Source organism: Nicoliella sp. ESL1113 (assembly GCF_058509245.1).
Map to the genome: position 1 here is coordinate 554900 of NZ_CP196387.1, position 13943 is coordinate 568842.

The 13943-nt window shown below is 38.8% G+C and carries 18 protein-coding genes; 17 read left to right on the top strand and 1 reads right to left on the bottom strand.

The window, feature by feature from the left end; all coding sequences use genetic code 11:
* Nucleotides 1–10: 10 nt before the first annotated feature.
* Nucleotides 11–3667, top strand: coding sequence for a DNA-directed RNA polymerase subunit beta' (gene rpoC / locus ACSYTJ_RS02155; RefSeq protein ID WP_491717220.1), 3657 nt, complete (start codon nt 11–13; stop codon nt 3665–3667).
* A gap of 48 nt (nt 3668–3715) precedes the next feature.
* Here the strand turns inward: rpoC and ACSYTJ_RS02160 are convergent, their stop codons facing one another.
* Nucleotides 3716–4390, bottom strand: a complete 675-nt coding sequence (locus tag ACSYTJ_RS02160) for a prepilin peptidase (RefSeq protein WP_491720050.1) — start codon at nt 4388–4390, stop codon at nt 3716–3718.
* A gap of 240 nt (nt 4391–4630) precedes the next feature.
* Here ACSYTJ_RS02160 and rpsL point away from each other — a divergent pair, with 240 nt between their 5' ends.
* From rpsL to rplX, 16 genes are all read left to right on the top strand, one after another.
* The gene (gene rpsL / locus ACSYTJ_RS02165; protein ID WP_219054193.1) at nt 4631–5044 is read left to right on the top strand and encodes a 30S ribosomal protein S12; all 414 of its coding nucleotides are present in this window, start codon (nt 4631–4633) and stop codon (nt 5042–5044) included.
* A 33-nt stretch (nt 5045–5077) separates the two neighbouring features.
* Nucleotides 5078–5548 carry a 30S ribosomal protein S7 gene (rpsG, locus tag ACSYTJ_RS02170; RefSeq protein WP_219054194.1) on the top strand — a complete coding sequence of 157 codons (471 nt, stop codon included), beginning with the start codon at nt 5078–5080 and terminating at the stop codon, nt 5546–5548.
* A 109-nt stretch (nt 5549–5657) separates the two neighbouring features.
* On the top strand, nt 5658–7751 hold the full coding sequence (gene fusA, locus ACSYTJ_RS02175; protein ID WP_491717222.1) for an elongation factor G: 2094 nt from the start codon (nt 5658–5660) through the stop codon (nt 7749–7751).
* Between the two features lie 312 nt (nt 7752–8063).
* Nucleotides 8064–8372, top strand: coding sequence for a 30S ribosomal protein S10 (gene rpsJ / locus ACSYTJ_RS02180; RefSeq protein WP_219054196.1), 309 nt, complete (start codon nt 8064–8066; stop codon nt 8370–8372).
* A 34-nt stretch (nt 8373–8406) separates the two neighbouring features.
* Nucleotides 8407–9042: a 50S ribosomal protein L3 gene (gene rplC, locus ACSYTJ_RS02185; RefSeq protein WP_491717223.1), complete on the top strand. Its 636-nt coding sequence runs from the start codon at nt 8407–8409 to the stop codon at nt 9040–9042.
* 17 nt (nt 9043–9059) lie between these two features.
* Nucleotides 9060–9683 (top strand): 50S ribosomal protein L4, encoded by a 624-nt coding sequence (gene rplD / locus ACSYTJ_RS02190; RefSeq protein WP_491717224.1) that lies wholly within the window; start codon nt 9060–9062, stop codon nt 9681–9683.
* Nucleotides 9683–9970, top strand: a complete 288-nt coding sequence (rplW, locus tag ACSYTJ_RS02195; protein WP_491720051.1) for a 50S ribosomal protein L23 — start codon at nt 9683–9685, stop codon at nt 9968–9970. The genes rplD and rplW overlap by 1 nt, the downstream gene beginning before the upstream one ends.
* Nucleotides 9971–9995: 25 nt before the next feature.
* Nucleotides 9996–10838: a 50S ribosomal protein L2 gene (gene rplB, locus ACSYTJ_RS02200; protein ID WP_491717226.1), complete on the top strand. Its 843-nt coding sequence runs from the start codon at nt 9996–9998 to the stop codon at nt 10836–10838.
* 41 nt (nt 10839–10879) lie between these two features.
* Entirely contained in the window at nt 10880–11158 is a 279-nt protein-coding gene (gene rpsS, locus ACSYTJ_RS02205; protein WP_219054201.1) for a 30S ribosomal protein S19, read from the top strand.
* Nucleotides 11159–11175: 17 nt separating this feature from the next.
* Nucleotides 11176–11523 carry a 50S ribosomal protein L22 gene (gene rplV, locus ACSYTJ_RS02210; RefSeq protein WP_219054202.1) on the top strand — a complete coding sequence of 116 codons (348 nt, stop codon included), beginning with the start codon at nt 11176–11178 and terminating at the stop codon, nt 11521–11523.
* 12 nt (nt 11524–11535) lie between these two features.
* Nucleotides 11536–12249: a 30S ribosomal protein S3 gene (gene rpsC / locus ACSYTJ_RS02215; RefSeq protein ID WP_491717227.1), complete on the top strand. Its 714-nt coding sequence runs from the start codon at nt 11536–11538 to the stop codon at nt 12247–12249.
* A 2-nt stretch (nt 12250–12251) separates the two neighbouring features.
* Entirely contained in the window at nt 12252–12683 is a 432-nt protein-coding gene (rplP, locus tag ACSYTJ_RS02220) for a 50S ribosomal protein L16 (protein ID WP_491717228.1), read from the top strand.
* Nucleotides 12673–12867 (top strand): 50S ribosomal protein L29, encoded by a 195-nt coding sequence (rpmC, locus tag ACSYTJ_RS02225; protein ID WP_491717229.1) that lies wholly within the window; start codon nt 12673–12675, stop codon nt 12865–12867. Before rplP ends, rpmC begins: the two co-directional genes overlap by 11 nt.
* A 25-nt stretch (nt 12868–12892) precedes the next feature.
* Nucleotides 12893–13159 (top strand): 30S ribosomal protein S17, encoded by a 267-nt coding sequence (rpsQ, locus tag ACSYTJ_RS02230; RefSeq protein ID WP_491717230.1) that lies wholly within the window; start codon nt 12893–12895, stop codon nt 13157–13159.
* Between the two features lie 49 nt (nt 13160–13208).
* The gene (rplN, locus tag ACSYTJ_RS02235; protein ID WP_219054207.1) at nt 13209–13577 is read left to right on the top strand and encodes a 50S ribosomal protein L14; all 369 of its coding nucleotides are present in this window, start codon (nt 13209–13211) and stop codon (nt 13575–13577) included.
* A 31-nt stretch (nt 13578–13608) separates the two neighbouring features.
* Entirely contained in the window at nt 13609–13917 is a 309-nt protein-coding gene (gene rplX / locus ACSYTJ_RS02240) for a 50S ribosomal protein L24 (RefSeq protein ID WP_491717231.1), read from the top strand.
* The last annotated feature ends 26 nt before the right edge of the window (nt 13918–13943 follow it).

Here is a 13943-nt window from a genome sequence, read left to right on the forward strand (position 1 = left end):
GGCCGCTCAATTGGTCGATGTTAATAAATTCGAAAGCATGCAAATTGGCCTAGCATCTTCTGATAAAATCCGTAGTTGGTCATATGGTGAAGTTCAAAAACCTGAAACCATTAACTACCGGACTTTAAAGCCTGAAAAAGAAGGTTTGTTCGATGAACGAATTTTCGGGCCTACTAAAGACTGGGAATGTGCTTGTGGTAAATATAAGCGTATTCGTTACCGCGGAATTGTCTGTGATCGTTGTGGAGTGGAAGTTACGCGCTCCAAGGTTAGAAGAGAACGGATGGGTCATATTGAATTGGCTGCACCCGTTACCCATATTTGGTACTTCAAGGGAATTCCAAGTAGAATGGGACTTGTTTTAGACATGAGCCCCCGTGCATTGGAAGAAATTATTTATTTTGCTTCCTACGTTGTTACTGATGGTGGGGATACACCACTTGAAAACAAACAATTACTATCAGAACATGACTATCGTGAAAAGAAGTTAGAATACGGTAATCGATTCAAGGCTGATATTGGTGCAGAAGCCATTAAGACGTTACTTGAAAATGTTGATGTTCAAAAAGAAACAGATGAATTAAAAGAAGAATTAAAGAAGGCTACTGGTCAAAAGAGAACGCGTGCCGTTCGTCGATTAGACATTTTGGAAGCATTCTTAACTTCTGAAAATGACTTAGATTGGATGGTAATGGATGCAATTCCTGTTATCCCACCTGATCTTCGTCCAATGGTTCAATTGGAAGGTGGCCGTTTTGCCACTTCAGATTTAAACGATCTTTATCGGCGGGTTATTAACCGTAACAACCGACTTAAGAGATTATTAGATTTGCATGCTCCTGGAATCATTGTGCAAAATGAAAAGCGGATGCTTCAAGAAGCCGTTGATGCTTTGATTGATAACGGTCGTCGTGGTCGTCCAGTTGCCGGTCCAGGTAATCGTCCATTGAAGTCACTATCACACATGCTTAAGGGTAAGCAAGGTCGGTTCAGACAAAACTTACTTGGAAAGCGGGTTGACTACTCAGGCCGTTCAGTTATTGATGTTGGACCATTCCTTAAGTTCAACCAAATGGGTCTACCAGTACCAATGGCAATGGAATTATTCAAACCTTTCATTATGAAAGAATTGGTTAAGCGAGGCATTGCTTCTAACATCAAGAATGCTAAGCGCCAAATTGATCGTCAAGAAGATGAAGTGTTTGATGTCTTAGAAGATGTAATTAAGGAACACCCAGTGTTGCTTAATCGGGCTCCTACTCTTCACCGTTTGGGAATTCAAGCCTTCGAACCAGTGTTAGTAAGTGGGAAATCAATGCGTTTACATCCATTGGCCTGTGAAGCTTACAACGCCGATTTTGATGGTGACCAAATGGCCATTCACGTTCCACTTTCAGACGAAGCCCAAGCTGAATCTAGAATCCTAATGCTTGCTGCCAGTCATATTCTTGCACCTCGTGATGGGAAGCCAATCGTTACTCCATCACAAGATATGGTTATCGGTAACTATTACCTTACTATGGAAGAAGCTGGTCGTGAAGGTGAAGGATCAATCTTCAATGATTATGACGAAGCAATTCTTTCATACCAAAATGGAACGACCCACTGGCATACTAGAGTTGGGATTCGTGTATCATCAATGCCTGATAAGCCATTTACAGATGATCAAAGGGATAAGATTTTGGTTACGACTACTGGTAAGATTATTTTCAACCATATTTTACCCAAGGCATTTACCTACCTAAATGAACCTACTGATACTAACGTTCATGGTCATATTCCTGATAAGTACTTCCTCGAACCAGGTGAAAACATTTTTGATCATTTGAAGGATGCACCAGTTGTGCCACCATTCAAAAAAGGGTTCTTAAGTGATGTGATTGCCGAAGTATACAACCAATACAAGGTTACAATTACTTCCAAGTTACTTGATAAAATTAAGGATATTGGTTACGATAAATCTACCAAGTCTGGTTTAACGGTTGGGATTACCGATGTTATTGAACTAAAGGAAAAACCTTCAGTAATTGAAGAAGCTCATGAAAAAGTGGATGGCGTTACCAAGCAATTCCGTCATGGTTTGATTACTGATCATGAACGTTATGAAAAGGTTATTCAAATCTGGACTGATGCTAGGGATAAGATTCAAGAACTATTGGCGCATAACTTTGATCCTCAAAACCCAATCTTTATGATGAGTGATTCTGGAGCTCGTGGTAACATTTCAAACTTTACTCAATTAGCCGGAATGCGTGGGTTGATGGCTTCCCCTAGTGGGGACATCATGGAATTGCCAATCACTTCTAACTTCCGTGAAGGATTAACTGTTTTGGAAATGTTTATTTCTACTCATGGTGCTCGTAAAGGGATGACCGATACGGCCTTGAAGACTGCCAACTCTGGTTATTTAACTAGACGACTTGTTGACGTTGCTCAAGATGTTATTATTCGTGAAGAAGATTGTGGGACTGATCGTGGCTTAATTGTTAGAGCATTGTACAATGATGATGATAAGCAAATTTCTGAACCACTTTCTGACAGAATTATTGGTAGAAATGCAATGAAGACCGTTGTTAATCCTGCTAATGGTGAAGTAATCGTTAAGAAGAATCAAATTATTAACGAAGCAGAAGCTCAAGCAATTGAAGATGCTGGAATCAAGGAAGTTGAAATTCGTTCAGCATTTACTTGTAACAGTGTTCACGGGGTTTGTTCAAAGTGTTATGGACGTAACCTTGCAACTGGTGATCCAGTTGAAGTTGGTGAAGCTGTCGGAACTGTTGCAGCCCAAGCCATTGGGGAACCTGGTACTCAATTAACGATGCGTAACTTCCATACTGGTGGGGTTGCCGGAAATTCAGATATTACCCGAGGACTTCCTCGGATTCAAGAAATTGTTGAAGCTAGAAATCCAAAAGGGAAAGCTGAAATTACTGAAGTTACTGGGACTGTTGAAACAATCGAAGAAAACCCAGCTGATAGAACTCAAGAAATTACAATTAAGGGTGACACGGATACAAGAACCTACAGTGTCCCAATCAACTCTAAATTGCAAGTTGCTGAAGGTGACTTTATCAGACGTGGTTCTAAGTTGAACAATGGTTCAATTGATCCTAAGGAATTAATCAAGGTTAGAGATACAATCTCAACTGAAGTTTACTTGCTTAGTGAAGTTCAAACTGTTTACCGTGGTCAAGGGGTGGAATTAAGTGATAAGCATGCCGAAATCATGATTAGACAAATGCTTCGTAAGGTTAGAATCATGGATCCTGGTGATACTGAATTACTTCCTGGGACTTTAATGGATATTAATGACTTTAAGGAAAGTAATCGTGATGCCGTTATCTCTGGTAAGATTCCTGCTACTTCACGTCCCGTATTGCTTGGAATTACGAAGGCTGCGCTTGAAACTAACAGTTTCTTATCCGCTGCTTCATTCCAAGAAACAACTCGTGTCTTAACTGACGCTGCTATTCGGGGCAAGAACGATCCATTAATCGGATTGAAAGAAAATGTTATTATTGGTAAGCTAATTCCTGCAGGAACTGGTATGCACACTTATGGTGACATTAAGCCAAAGGAAATTGGTGCATCTAGTACTGATGGTGTTTATTCAATTAGTCAATTAGAAGAAAAGATTAAAAAAGAAGAAGACGCTAAAAACTAGTTAATACCATAAAATAAGAACTCTCATTTATTGAGGGTTCTTATTTTTTTACATAGCTAATAATGTGATAATATATCCAACGCTTAAGAATGGAATGAATGCAATTTGATTGCGTTTAGCAAAAATAATTGAATACGTTAGTGCAACTATTGTAGCAATGATAATTAATGGTGGGATTCCCTTAATCCCGACCACTAACATAAGAATAAAAATAATGTCTATATCGCCACTTCCAATTTTTAAAGTAAAGTAATTGATAAATTGAACGACTAAATATGCACCAATTAAGAGTACAAAGTAGATAATATTGCCATTATTAAATATAAAATAGTAAAATACGTTATTGATTAATAACAATATGATCAATTTAGTGGGGACCATTAGTTTCTCTGCGTCAATGATCGATAATATTATTAACATTATTAATGAAATAAAAATTAAGATGTGGAATTTATAATATGATTGAAGTACGACAACAATTCCCATCACCAATTCAGTAACCAAAACGCTTTTATTGATTGGAGCTTGACAATTTCTGCAGCGTCCTTTTAATATTAGGTAGCTAATAATTGGAATTAAATCCAGGCAACTAATGGTTGTTTTACAGCTATCACAATGGGAACGGGGAGTTACGATTGATTCATTGCGTTCGTTGCGTTGAATGATTAATAAAATAAAAGATCCTAATGCGGCACCGATAAAGAATAAAAAAATTATGTTCATTTTTAACACCTCTGGAATTAAATTACGCAAAAAATACCACGGACTATTTTTAAAATTCATTGACAGCATATATGGTGAGTGATAAGATAATAAGGTGCTTGCTATTGCAAAGGTTTATTTTCTTTGCACTATGTACAATTTCGTACGTAAACGGCGGTTCTTTTTTTAAAAATAAAAATGAACCACCTGGATGTGTGGACTTATATATTATATTAAAATTATGAAAGGAGGAATTTTTAGATGCCTACTATTAACCAATTAGTTCGTAACGGACGTAAATCTAAAAGTTCTAAATCAAAATCCCCTGCTTTAAACCATGGGTACAACAGTTACAAGAAAGTTCAAACCAACAACCCAGCTCCTCAAAAACGTGGAGTTGCTACCCGTGTTGGTACCATGACTCCAAAGAAGCCTAACTCTGCATTACGTAAGTATGCCCGTGTTAGATTATCAAACTTAATCGAAGTTACTGCTTACATCCCAGGAATTGGACACAACCTTCAAGAACATAGTGTTGTTTTAATTCGTGGTGGTCGTGTTAAGGATTTACCTGGGGTTCGTTACCACATTATTCGTGGTGCTTTAGATACTGCCGGTGTTGATGACCGTCGTCAAGGTCGTTCTAAGTACGGTACTAAGAAGCCTAAGGAATAATCGATTAAAATTAAAACCGAGGAGGATATTTAAATGCCAAGAAAAGGACATGTTGCGGATCGCGAAGTACTTCCTGATCCAATTTACAATTCAAAGTTGGTTACCAGCTTAATTAACCATTTAATGTTAGATGGTAAGAGAGGAACTGCATCAAAGATTTTATACGGTGCATTCGACATGATTAAAGAAGAAACTGGAAATGACCCAGTTGAAGTATTCGAAGAAGCAATGAAGAACGTTATGCCAGTACTTGAAGTTAAGGCTCGTCGTGTTGGTGGGGCTAACTACCAAGTTCCAATCGAAGTTCGTCCAGGTCGTCGGACTACTTTAGGTCTTCGTTGGATCACTAACTACTCACGTTTACGTGGGGAACACACGATGACTGAACGTTTAGGTCGCGAAATCATGGATGCCGCTAACAATACTGGTGCTTCCGTTAAGAAACGTGAAGACACTCATAAGATGGCTGAAGCTAACCGTGCATTTGCACATTACCGTTGGTAATTAGCGTTTAGTTATTCTTATAATTTGTTATAATAGAAAGTGGCTAGTTGATTTTCAATAGCCACTTTTATTTGAAACTGAACTGTTTTGAGAGGAGAAACAATTACACATGGCTAACAAACGTGAATTCCCACTAGAAAAGACTCGTAATATCGGTATTACTGCCCATATTGATGCTGGTAAGACTACCGCTACTGAACGGATCTTGTACTACACTGGAATTACCCACAAAATTGGTGAAACCCATGATGGTGCTTCACAAATGGACTGGATGGAACAAGAACAAGAACGTGGTATTACTATCACTTCTGCTGCAACTACTGCACAATGGAAGGGATACCGAGTAAATATTATTGATACCCCAGGACACGTGGACTTTACTGCCGAAGTTGAACGTTCACTACGGGTTCTTGATGGTTCAATTACTATTTTGGATGCTGCTGCTGGGGTTGAACCTCAAACTGAAACTGTTTGGCGTCAAGCATCTGAATACAATGTTCCTAGAATTGTTTTCGCTAACAAGATGGATAAGTTAGGTGCTGACTTTGATATGTCAGTTAAGTCACTTCACGAACGTTTGGATGCTAATGCTCATGCAATTCAAATGCCAATTGGTGCTGAAGATGACTTCGAAGGTATGGTTGATTTAATTGAAATGAAGGCATACCTATATGATGAAGATAAGTTAGGTTCAGAATGGGATACTGTTGAAATTCCTGATAACTTGAAGGAAGAATCACAAAAGCGTCATGATGAATTAGTTGAAGCCGTTGCTGACGTTGATGAAGACATCATGAACAAGTATCTTGAAGGTGAAGAAATCACCAAGGATGAATTAAAGGCTGCAATTCGTAAGGCAACTTTAAATCTTGAATTTTACCCAGTATTAGCTGGTTCAGCATTCAAGAACAAGGGTGTTCAAATGATGCTTGATGCAGTTATCGATTATCTTCCATCACCACTTGATGTTCGTCCATACAATGCAACTGATCCTGATACTGGTGAAGAAGTTGAATTGAAGGCTGATGACAGCAAGCCATTTGCTGCCTTAGCATTCAAGATTATGACTGATCCATTCGTTGGACGTTTAACATTTATTCGTGTTTACCGTGGTAGTTTGGAATCAGGTTCATATGTATTGAACGCTACTAAGGACAAGCGTGAACGTGTTGGTCGTTTACTACAAATGCACTCTAACCACCGTAAAGAAATTCCTGAAGTATTCTCTGGTGATATCGCTGCTGCGATTGGTTTAAAGAACACTACTACTGGTGATTCATTAACTGATCCTAAGCACCCATTACATCTTGAATCAATGGAATTCCCTGACCCAGTTATTAGTGTTTCTGTTGAACCTAAGACTAAGGCTGACCAAGATAAGATGAACAACGCTTTACAAAAGCTTGCTGAAGAAGATCCTACTTTCAAGGCTGAAACTAACCCTGAAACTGGTGAAACGATTATCTCTGGAATGGGTGAACTTCACTTAAACATTATCGTTGACCGTATGAAGCGTGAATTCAAGGTTGAAGCAACTATCGGTGCTCCTCAAGTTGCTTACCGTGAAGCATTTACTAAGGCTACTAAGGCTCAAGGTAAGTTCATTCGTCAATCTGGTGGTAAAGGTCAATACGGGGACGTTTGGATTGAATTTACTCCAAATGAAGCTGGTAAAGGATTCGAATTCGAAGATGCTATCGTTGGTGGGGTTGTTCCTCGTGAATTTATCCCTTCAGTAGAACAAGGTTTGAAGGAATCAATGGCTAACGGTGTGCTTGCTGGATACCCATTGATTGACGTTAAGGCTAAGTTATACGATGGTAGTTACCATGATGTCGATTCTAGTGAAGCTGCATTTAAGATTGCTGCTTCAATTGCATTGAGAAATGCTGCTAAGACTGCTGACCCAGTGATCCTAGAACCAATCATGAAGGTTGATATTGTTGTTCCTGAAGAAAACATGGGTGATGTTATGGGTCAAGTAACTTCACGTCGTGGGAATGTTGATGGAATGGAAACTCGTTCAAAGGCTCAATTAATTCATGCTTTTGTTCCACTTTCTGAAATGTTTGGTTACGCAACTACATTGCGTTCTGCAACTCAAGGTCGTGGTACGTTCTCAATGAGTTTTGATCACTACGCTCCAGTTCCAAAGGCAATTCAAGAAGACATTATCAAGAAGAACGGTGGAAACGCTGAATAATAAAATATTTTAATTTTATTATTGAAGGAGACTGAAATTTTCAGTCTCCTTTTTTCTATCTATAATAATAGGAAGTTAAATCAAAAATAATTTTAAAACCGCAAATTATTTTTTAGAAACTCTTGCAACCCAGCTTTAAATCGGGTATTATAGTTAAGTACTGATTTTTGAGGGGTTGTTATACCCTAAACAGGACAGATGATAGCATTGATGTGAGAGATTGCGACACACCCGGATGCATTGCCACGGAGGTGCGTTGGTAACTTTCACGGAGTTAGTCTTATTTTTAAAATAGACGAAGGAGGGAATACAATGGCAAAACAAAAAATTCGTATTCGATTAAAGGCTTATGAACACCGCATTCTAGACCAATCTGCAGAAAAGATTGTTGCTACGGCGCAAAGAACTGGTGCCAAGATTTCAGGTCCAATTCCATTGCCTACTGATCGTACTGTTTACACTCTTTTAGCTTCACCACATAAGTTTAAGAAGTCACGTGAACAATTCGAAATGTTAACTCACAAACGTTTAATCGACATCTTGAATCCAACACCAAAAACTGTTGATTCATTGATGAAACTTGATCTACCAAGTGGTGTAGATATCGAAATCAAATTATAATTTTTAGAAATACAATCATATCGGAGGTGTACTCATGACCAAAAAAGGAATCTTAGGTAAAAAAGTAGGAATGACTCAAGTATTCAGTGAAAATGGTGAATTAACACCAGTTACTGTTATTGATGTTACTCCTAATGTTGTTTTGCAAAAGAAAACTGTTGAAAATGACGGTTACGAAGCAATTCAAGTTGGTTTTGACGACAAAAAAGCTGTTCGTTCAAACAAACCAGAAAAAGGTCATGCAGCAAAAGCAAAGACTAATCCTAAGCGCTTCATTAAAGAAATTCGAGATGTTGAGCTTGGCGATTATAATGTAGCAGATGAAGTAAAGGCAGATGTCTTCGAAGCAGGTGACATCGTTGATGTTACAGGTATCTCAAAGGGTCATGGATACCAAGGTAACATCCATAAGGATGGTCAATCACGTGGACCAGAAACTCATGGTTCTAGATACCACCGTCGTCCTGGTTCATTAGGTTCAATCATTAACCGAGTTGTTAAGGGTATGAAGCTTCCAGGTCGGATGGGTAACAAGACTGTTACTATTCAAAACCTTGAAATCGTTAAGGCTGACACTGAAAACAACGTTCTTCTTGTTAAGGGTAACGTTCCAGGTGCCAACAAATCATTATTAGTAGTTAGATCTGCAGCACGCGGATCTCAAAAATAAGAAAGGAGGAACAATAAATGACAAGCGTAGCATTATACAAACAAGATGGTAGTAAAAATGGAAACATCGACTTAAATGATGCCATTTTTAACATCGAACCAAACGATAGTGTTGTATTCGATACAATCACTATGCAACGCGCATCACAACGTCAAGGTACTCATGCTGTTAAAAACAGAAGTGCCGTACGTGGTGGTGGTAAGAAGCCATGGCGTCAAAAGGGTACTGGTCGTGCTCGTCAAGGTTCCATTCGTTCACCACAATGGCGTGGTGGTGGAATTGTCTTCGGACCAACTCCTCGTTCATACGCATACCACCTTCCAAAGAAAGTTACTCGTTTAGCTGTTAAATCTGTTCTTTCTGAAAAGGTTGCTAACGACGACTTTGTTGTTGTTGATTCATTAGCATTTAGTGCTCCTAAAACTAAGGAATTTAACAACGTATTAAAGAATTTAGATGTTACTACTAAGACTTTAGTTGTCTTAGAAGATGACAATGATAACGTTGCTTTATCAGCACGTAACTTAAAGAATGTTACTGTTATCAATGCTAAGAGTGTTAACACTCTTGATGTTGTTCACAGCGACAAGATTGTTATTACTAAGGCTGCTCTTTCTCAAGTAGAGGAGGTGCTCGCATAATGGAATCACGCGATATCATTTTACGTCCAGTTATCACTGAAGCAACTACTGCTTTGATGGATGACAAGCGTTACACATTTGATGTAGACGTACGGGCAACTAAGACTCAAGTTAAAAAAGCAATTGAAGACATCTTTGATGTTAAGGTTGTTAAAGTAAACATTATGAATCTTAAGGGTAAGAAGAAGCGTCAAGGATCATTCGAAGGTTACACTAAGAAGCGTCGTAAGGCAATCGTTACCTTATCCGCAGATTCAAACGAAATTCAATTATTTAGCGAAAAATAAAATATTAAAATAGGAGGGGAATACTTTGGCACTTAAAAAGTACAAACCAACCAGTAATGGTCGTCGTAACATGACTAGCCTTAACTATAAGGAAGTTATTACGACTCAAAAGCCTGAAAAGTCTTTATTGGCTGCTAAGAAGCACCAAGCTGGTCGTAACAACTCAGGCCGCATGACTGTTCGTCATCGTGGTGGTGGTAACAAGAACCAATACCGTATCATTGACTTTAAGCGTAACAAAGATGATGTTATGGCTACTGTTCAATCAATCCAATATGACCCAAACCGTACTGCTAACATTGCATTGTTAGTATACGCTGATGGTGTTAAATCATACATCCTTGCCCCTAAGGGACTTAAGGTTGGAGATAAAGTTGAATCAGGTGTAAATGCTGATATCAAAGTTGGTAATGCATTACCATTGAATAAAATCCCAGTTGGGAGTATCATTCATAACGTTGAATTAAAACCTGGTAAGGGTGGTCAATTAGTACGTTCTGCTGGTGCCTCAGCTCAATTATTAGGTAACGAAGGCAAATACGCACTAGTTAAATTATCATCTGGTGAAGTTCGGATGATTCTTTCTGTAAACCGTGCTACTATCGGTAGTGTTGGTAACGAAGAACACGGATTAGTTAACGTTGGTAAAGCTGGTCGTACTCGTTACAAGGGTCAACGTCCACACGTTCGTGGTTCCGTAATGAACCCTAATGATCATCCACATGGTGGTGGGGAAGGTAAAGCACCAGTTGGTTACCCATCTCCATTATCACCATGGCACAAGAAGACTGTTGGTAAGAAGACTCGTTCTAAGAGTGCTCGTTCTAACAAGATGATTGTTCGTCGTCGTAAGGGTTCAAAGATGTAATATAAATTCATCAATGATGAAATTGTAAGGGAGGTTTTATAATGAGTCGTAGTTTAAAGAAGGGACCTTTCGCTGATGCCAGTCTTTTAAAGAAGATTGATGCTCAAAAGGATTCTGAAAAGAAGTCAGTTATTAAGACTTGGTCTCGTCGATCAACTATTTTTCCAAGTTTCATTGGATACACTATCGCTGTTTATAATGGAAGAAGACATGTTCCCGTTTATGTTCAAGAAGATATGGTAGGACATAAGCTTGGTGAATTCGTACCAACCCGTACTTTCCATGGTCACGCTAAGGGTGACGATAAGAAAACTGTTTAAACAAGGAGGATTAATAAATGGCTGAACAAGTTACATCAGCAAAAGCTACTGCAAGAACTGTTCGTATTGCCGCTCGTAAGGTCCGCCTTGTAGTTGATCTTATTAGAGGTAAAAGCGTGGCAGAAGCCAGTGCAATCTTGAAATTCACTCCTCGGGGTGCTTCTCCAGTTGTATCAAAGGTTCTTATGTCAGCTGTAGCTAATGCAGAAAATAATTTTGATTTAGATCGTGAAGACTTAGTTGTAAGTGAAGCATATGTAAATGAAGGACCAACTCTTAAGCGTTTTCGTCCTCGTGCAAAAGGTTCAGCTTCACCAATTAACAAGAGAACTAGTCACATCACTGTCGTAGTTTCTGAAAAGTAGGAGGTATAACGCGTGGGTCAAAAAGTAAATCCAAACGGATTTCGTGTAGGGATCATTCGCGATTGGGAAGCAAAATGGTATGCTGAAAAAGATTTTGCTGCTAATCTTAAAGAAGATCTACAAATCCGTAAATATATCGCAGAAAGACTTTCTGATGCTTCTGTTTCTACTGTAGAAATTGAACGTGCTGCAAAGCGTGTTAACGTTTCTATCCACACTGCAAAACCAGGTATGGTTATCGGTAAAGGTGGATCCGAAGTTGAAAGTCTTCGTAAACAATTAAATTCATTAACTGGTAAGCGTGTTCACATCAACATCATCGAAATCAAGAAACCTGATTTAGATGCAATTCTTGTTGGTGAAAACATTGCTGCTCAATTAGAAGGTCGTGTGGCTTTCCGTCGTGCAATGCGTCAAGCTATGCAACGTAGTGTTCGTTCAGGAGCTAAGGGTATTAAAACTCAAGTTGCTGGTCGTTTGAATGGTGCTGATATGGCTCGGATCGAATCATATGCAGAAGGTACTGTTCCATTGCATACTTTACGTGCTGATATTGATTACTCATGGGAAGAAGCACACACAACTTATGGTGCTATTGGTGTTAAAACTTGGATTTACCGTGGTGAAGTATTACCAGGCCAAGCTGCTGTGAACAATGATGTTCCTGCAAATAACAACAATCGTCGTAATAATCGTCGTAATAATAATCGTAAAGGAGGGGAATAAACATGCTAGTACCAAAACGTGTAAAACACCGTCGTGAACATCGTGGTAAATTACGTGGACAAGCAAAGGGTGGAAAATCAGTTGCTTTCGGTAGTTACGGATTACAAGCTTTAGATTCTCACTGGATTACTAACAGACAAATCGAAGCTTGTCGTGTTGCTATCACTCGTTACATGAAGCGTGGTGGGAAAGTTTGGATTAAGATTTTCCCTCACAAATCATATACTGAAAAAGGTGTCGGAGTTCGTATGGGTAATGGTAAAGGGGCTCCTGCTGGATGGGTTGCTCCCGTTAAGCGCGGTAAAGTTTTATTCGAAGTAGGAGATACTACTGACGAAATCGCAAAAGAAGCTTTACGTTTAGCTTCAATGAAGCTTCCTGTACGGACTAAGATTGTTAAAAAGGAAGTAGGTGGCGAATCAAATGAAGGCTAAAGAAATTAATGAATTAACCACTGATCAAATGCACGAAAAAGAACAAGGTTACAAGGCAGAATTGTTTAACCTTCGTTTTCAATTGGCTACTGGACAATTGGAAAATACTGCAAGATTAAAACAAGTTCGTAAGAACATTGCACGTATTAAAACTGCACTTCGTCAAAAAGAATTAAACAAGTAAGAATACGATAAAAGGAGGTTTATACATGAGCGAAGAACGTAATGAACGCAAGGTATACCGTGGTCGCGTTGTTTCTGACAAGATGGATAAGACTATTTCTGTAATTGTTGAAACCACTAAGACTCATCCAACTTACGGTAAGCGGGTTAAGTATTCAAAGAAATACAAAGCACATGATGAAAATAATGAAGCTAAAATGGGCGACATTGTTGAAATTATGGAAACTCGGCCATTATCAGCTACTAAGCATTTCCGTTTAGTTAAGATTGTTAAGAAAGCTGTTATTATCTAATCATTTTATCGTATTCTAAATGATCCAACTATGAAGGGAGGATTTTACCGTGATTCAACAAGAAAGTCGTTTAAAAGTTGCCGATAACTCAGGTGCTCGTGAAATTTTAACCATTAAGGTTTTAGGTGGATCAAGCAGACGTTATGCAGGAATCGGTGACATCATCGTTGCTACTGTAAAACAAGCAACACCAGGTGGCGTTGTCAAAAAGGGTGACGTTGTGAAAGCCGTTATCGTTAGAACTAAGTCTGTTTCCCGTCGTAAGGACGGTTCATACATTCGTTTCGACGAAAACGCTGCCGTTATCGTTAATGATGACAAGAGCCCTCGCGGAACTCGTATCTTTGGACCAGTTGCACGTGAATTACGTGACAACAACTTCATGAAGATCGTTTCACTAGCTCCTGAAACACTATAATAACTACTAAACGCCAAGGAGGTGCCGTAAAATGTTAATTAAAACTGGTGACAAAGTTCGTGTAATCAGTGGTAAAGACAAGGGTAAAGAAGGAACTGTTACTAAGACTATTGCCTCAAAAGATCGCGTAGTAGTTGAAGGTGTGAACATCGTTAAGAAGCATCAAAAAGCTTCACAAAGCAATCCACAAGGTGGAATTAATGATGTTGAAGCACCAATTCATGTTTCTAACGTTATGATTATTGACCCTTCTAACAATGAACCAACTAAGATTGGTATCAGAGAAGACAACGGAAAGAAAGTTCGTTTCTCAAAGAAGACAAACACATCACTCGATTAAAATTTGACGAAGGGAGGATATCTCAT

Excerpts from the sequence above, each read along its gene's own strand:
- ACSYTJ_RS02160 (WP_491720050.1), bottom strand. The coding sequence starts at position 4,390 with ATGAACATAATTTTTTTATTCTTTATCGGTGCCGCATTAGGATCTTTT.
- rpsL (WP_219054193.1), top strand. The coding sequence starts at position 4,631 with ATGCCTACTATTAACCAATTAGTTCGTAACGGACGTAAATCTAAAAGT.
- rpsG (WP_219054194.1), top strand. The coding sequence starts at position 5,078 with ATGCCAAGAAAAGGACATGTTGCGGATCGCGAAGTACTTCCTGATCCA.
- fusA (WP_491717222.1), top strand. The coding sequence starts at position 5,658 with ATGGCTAACAAACGTGAATTCCCACTAGAAAAGACTCGTAATATCGGT.
- rpsJ (WP_219054196.1), top strand. The coding sequence starts at position 8,064 with ATGGCAAAACAAAAAATTCGTATTCGATTAAAGGCTTATGAACACCGC.
- rplC (WP_491717223.1), top strand. The coding sequence starts at position 8,407 with ATGACCAAAAAAGGAATCTTAGGTAAAAAAGTAGGAATGACTCAAGTA.
- rplD (WP_491717224.1), top strand. The coding sequence starts at position 9,060 with ATGACAAGCGTAGCATTATACAAACAAGATGGTAGTAAAAATGGAAAC.
- rplW (WP_491720051.1), top strand. The coding sequence starts at position 9,683 with ATGGAATCACGCGATATCATTTTACGTCCAGTTATCACTGAAGCAACT.
- rpsS (WP_219054201.1), top strand. The coding sequence starts at position 10,880 with ATGAGTCGTAGTTTAAAGAAGGGACCTTTCGCTGATGCCAGTCTTTTA.
- rplV (WP_219054202.1), top strand. The coding sequence starts at position 11,176 with ATGGCTGAACAAGTTACATCAGCAAAAGCTACTGCAAGAACTGTTCGT.
- rplP (WP_491717228.1), top strand. The coding sequence starts at position 12,252 with ATGCTAGTACCAAAACGTGTAAAACACCGTCGTGAACATCGTGGTAAA.
- rpmC (WP_491717229.1), top strand. The coding sequence starts at position 12,673 with ATGAAGGCTAAAGAAATTAATGAATTAACCACTGATCAAATGCACGAA.
- rpsQ (WP_491717230.1), top strand. The coding sequence starts at position 12,893 with ATGAGCGAAGAACGTAATGAACGCAAGGTATACCGTGGTCGCGTTGTT.
- rplX (WP_491717231.1), top strand. The coding sequence starts at position 13,609 with ATGTTAATTAAAACTGGTGACAAAGTTCGTGTAATCAGTGGTAAAGAC.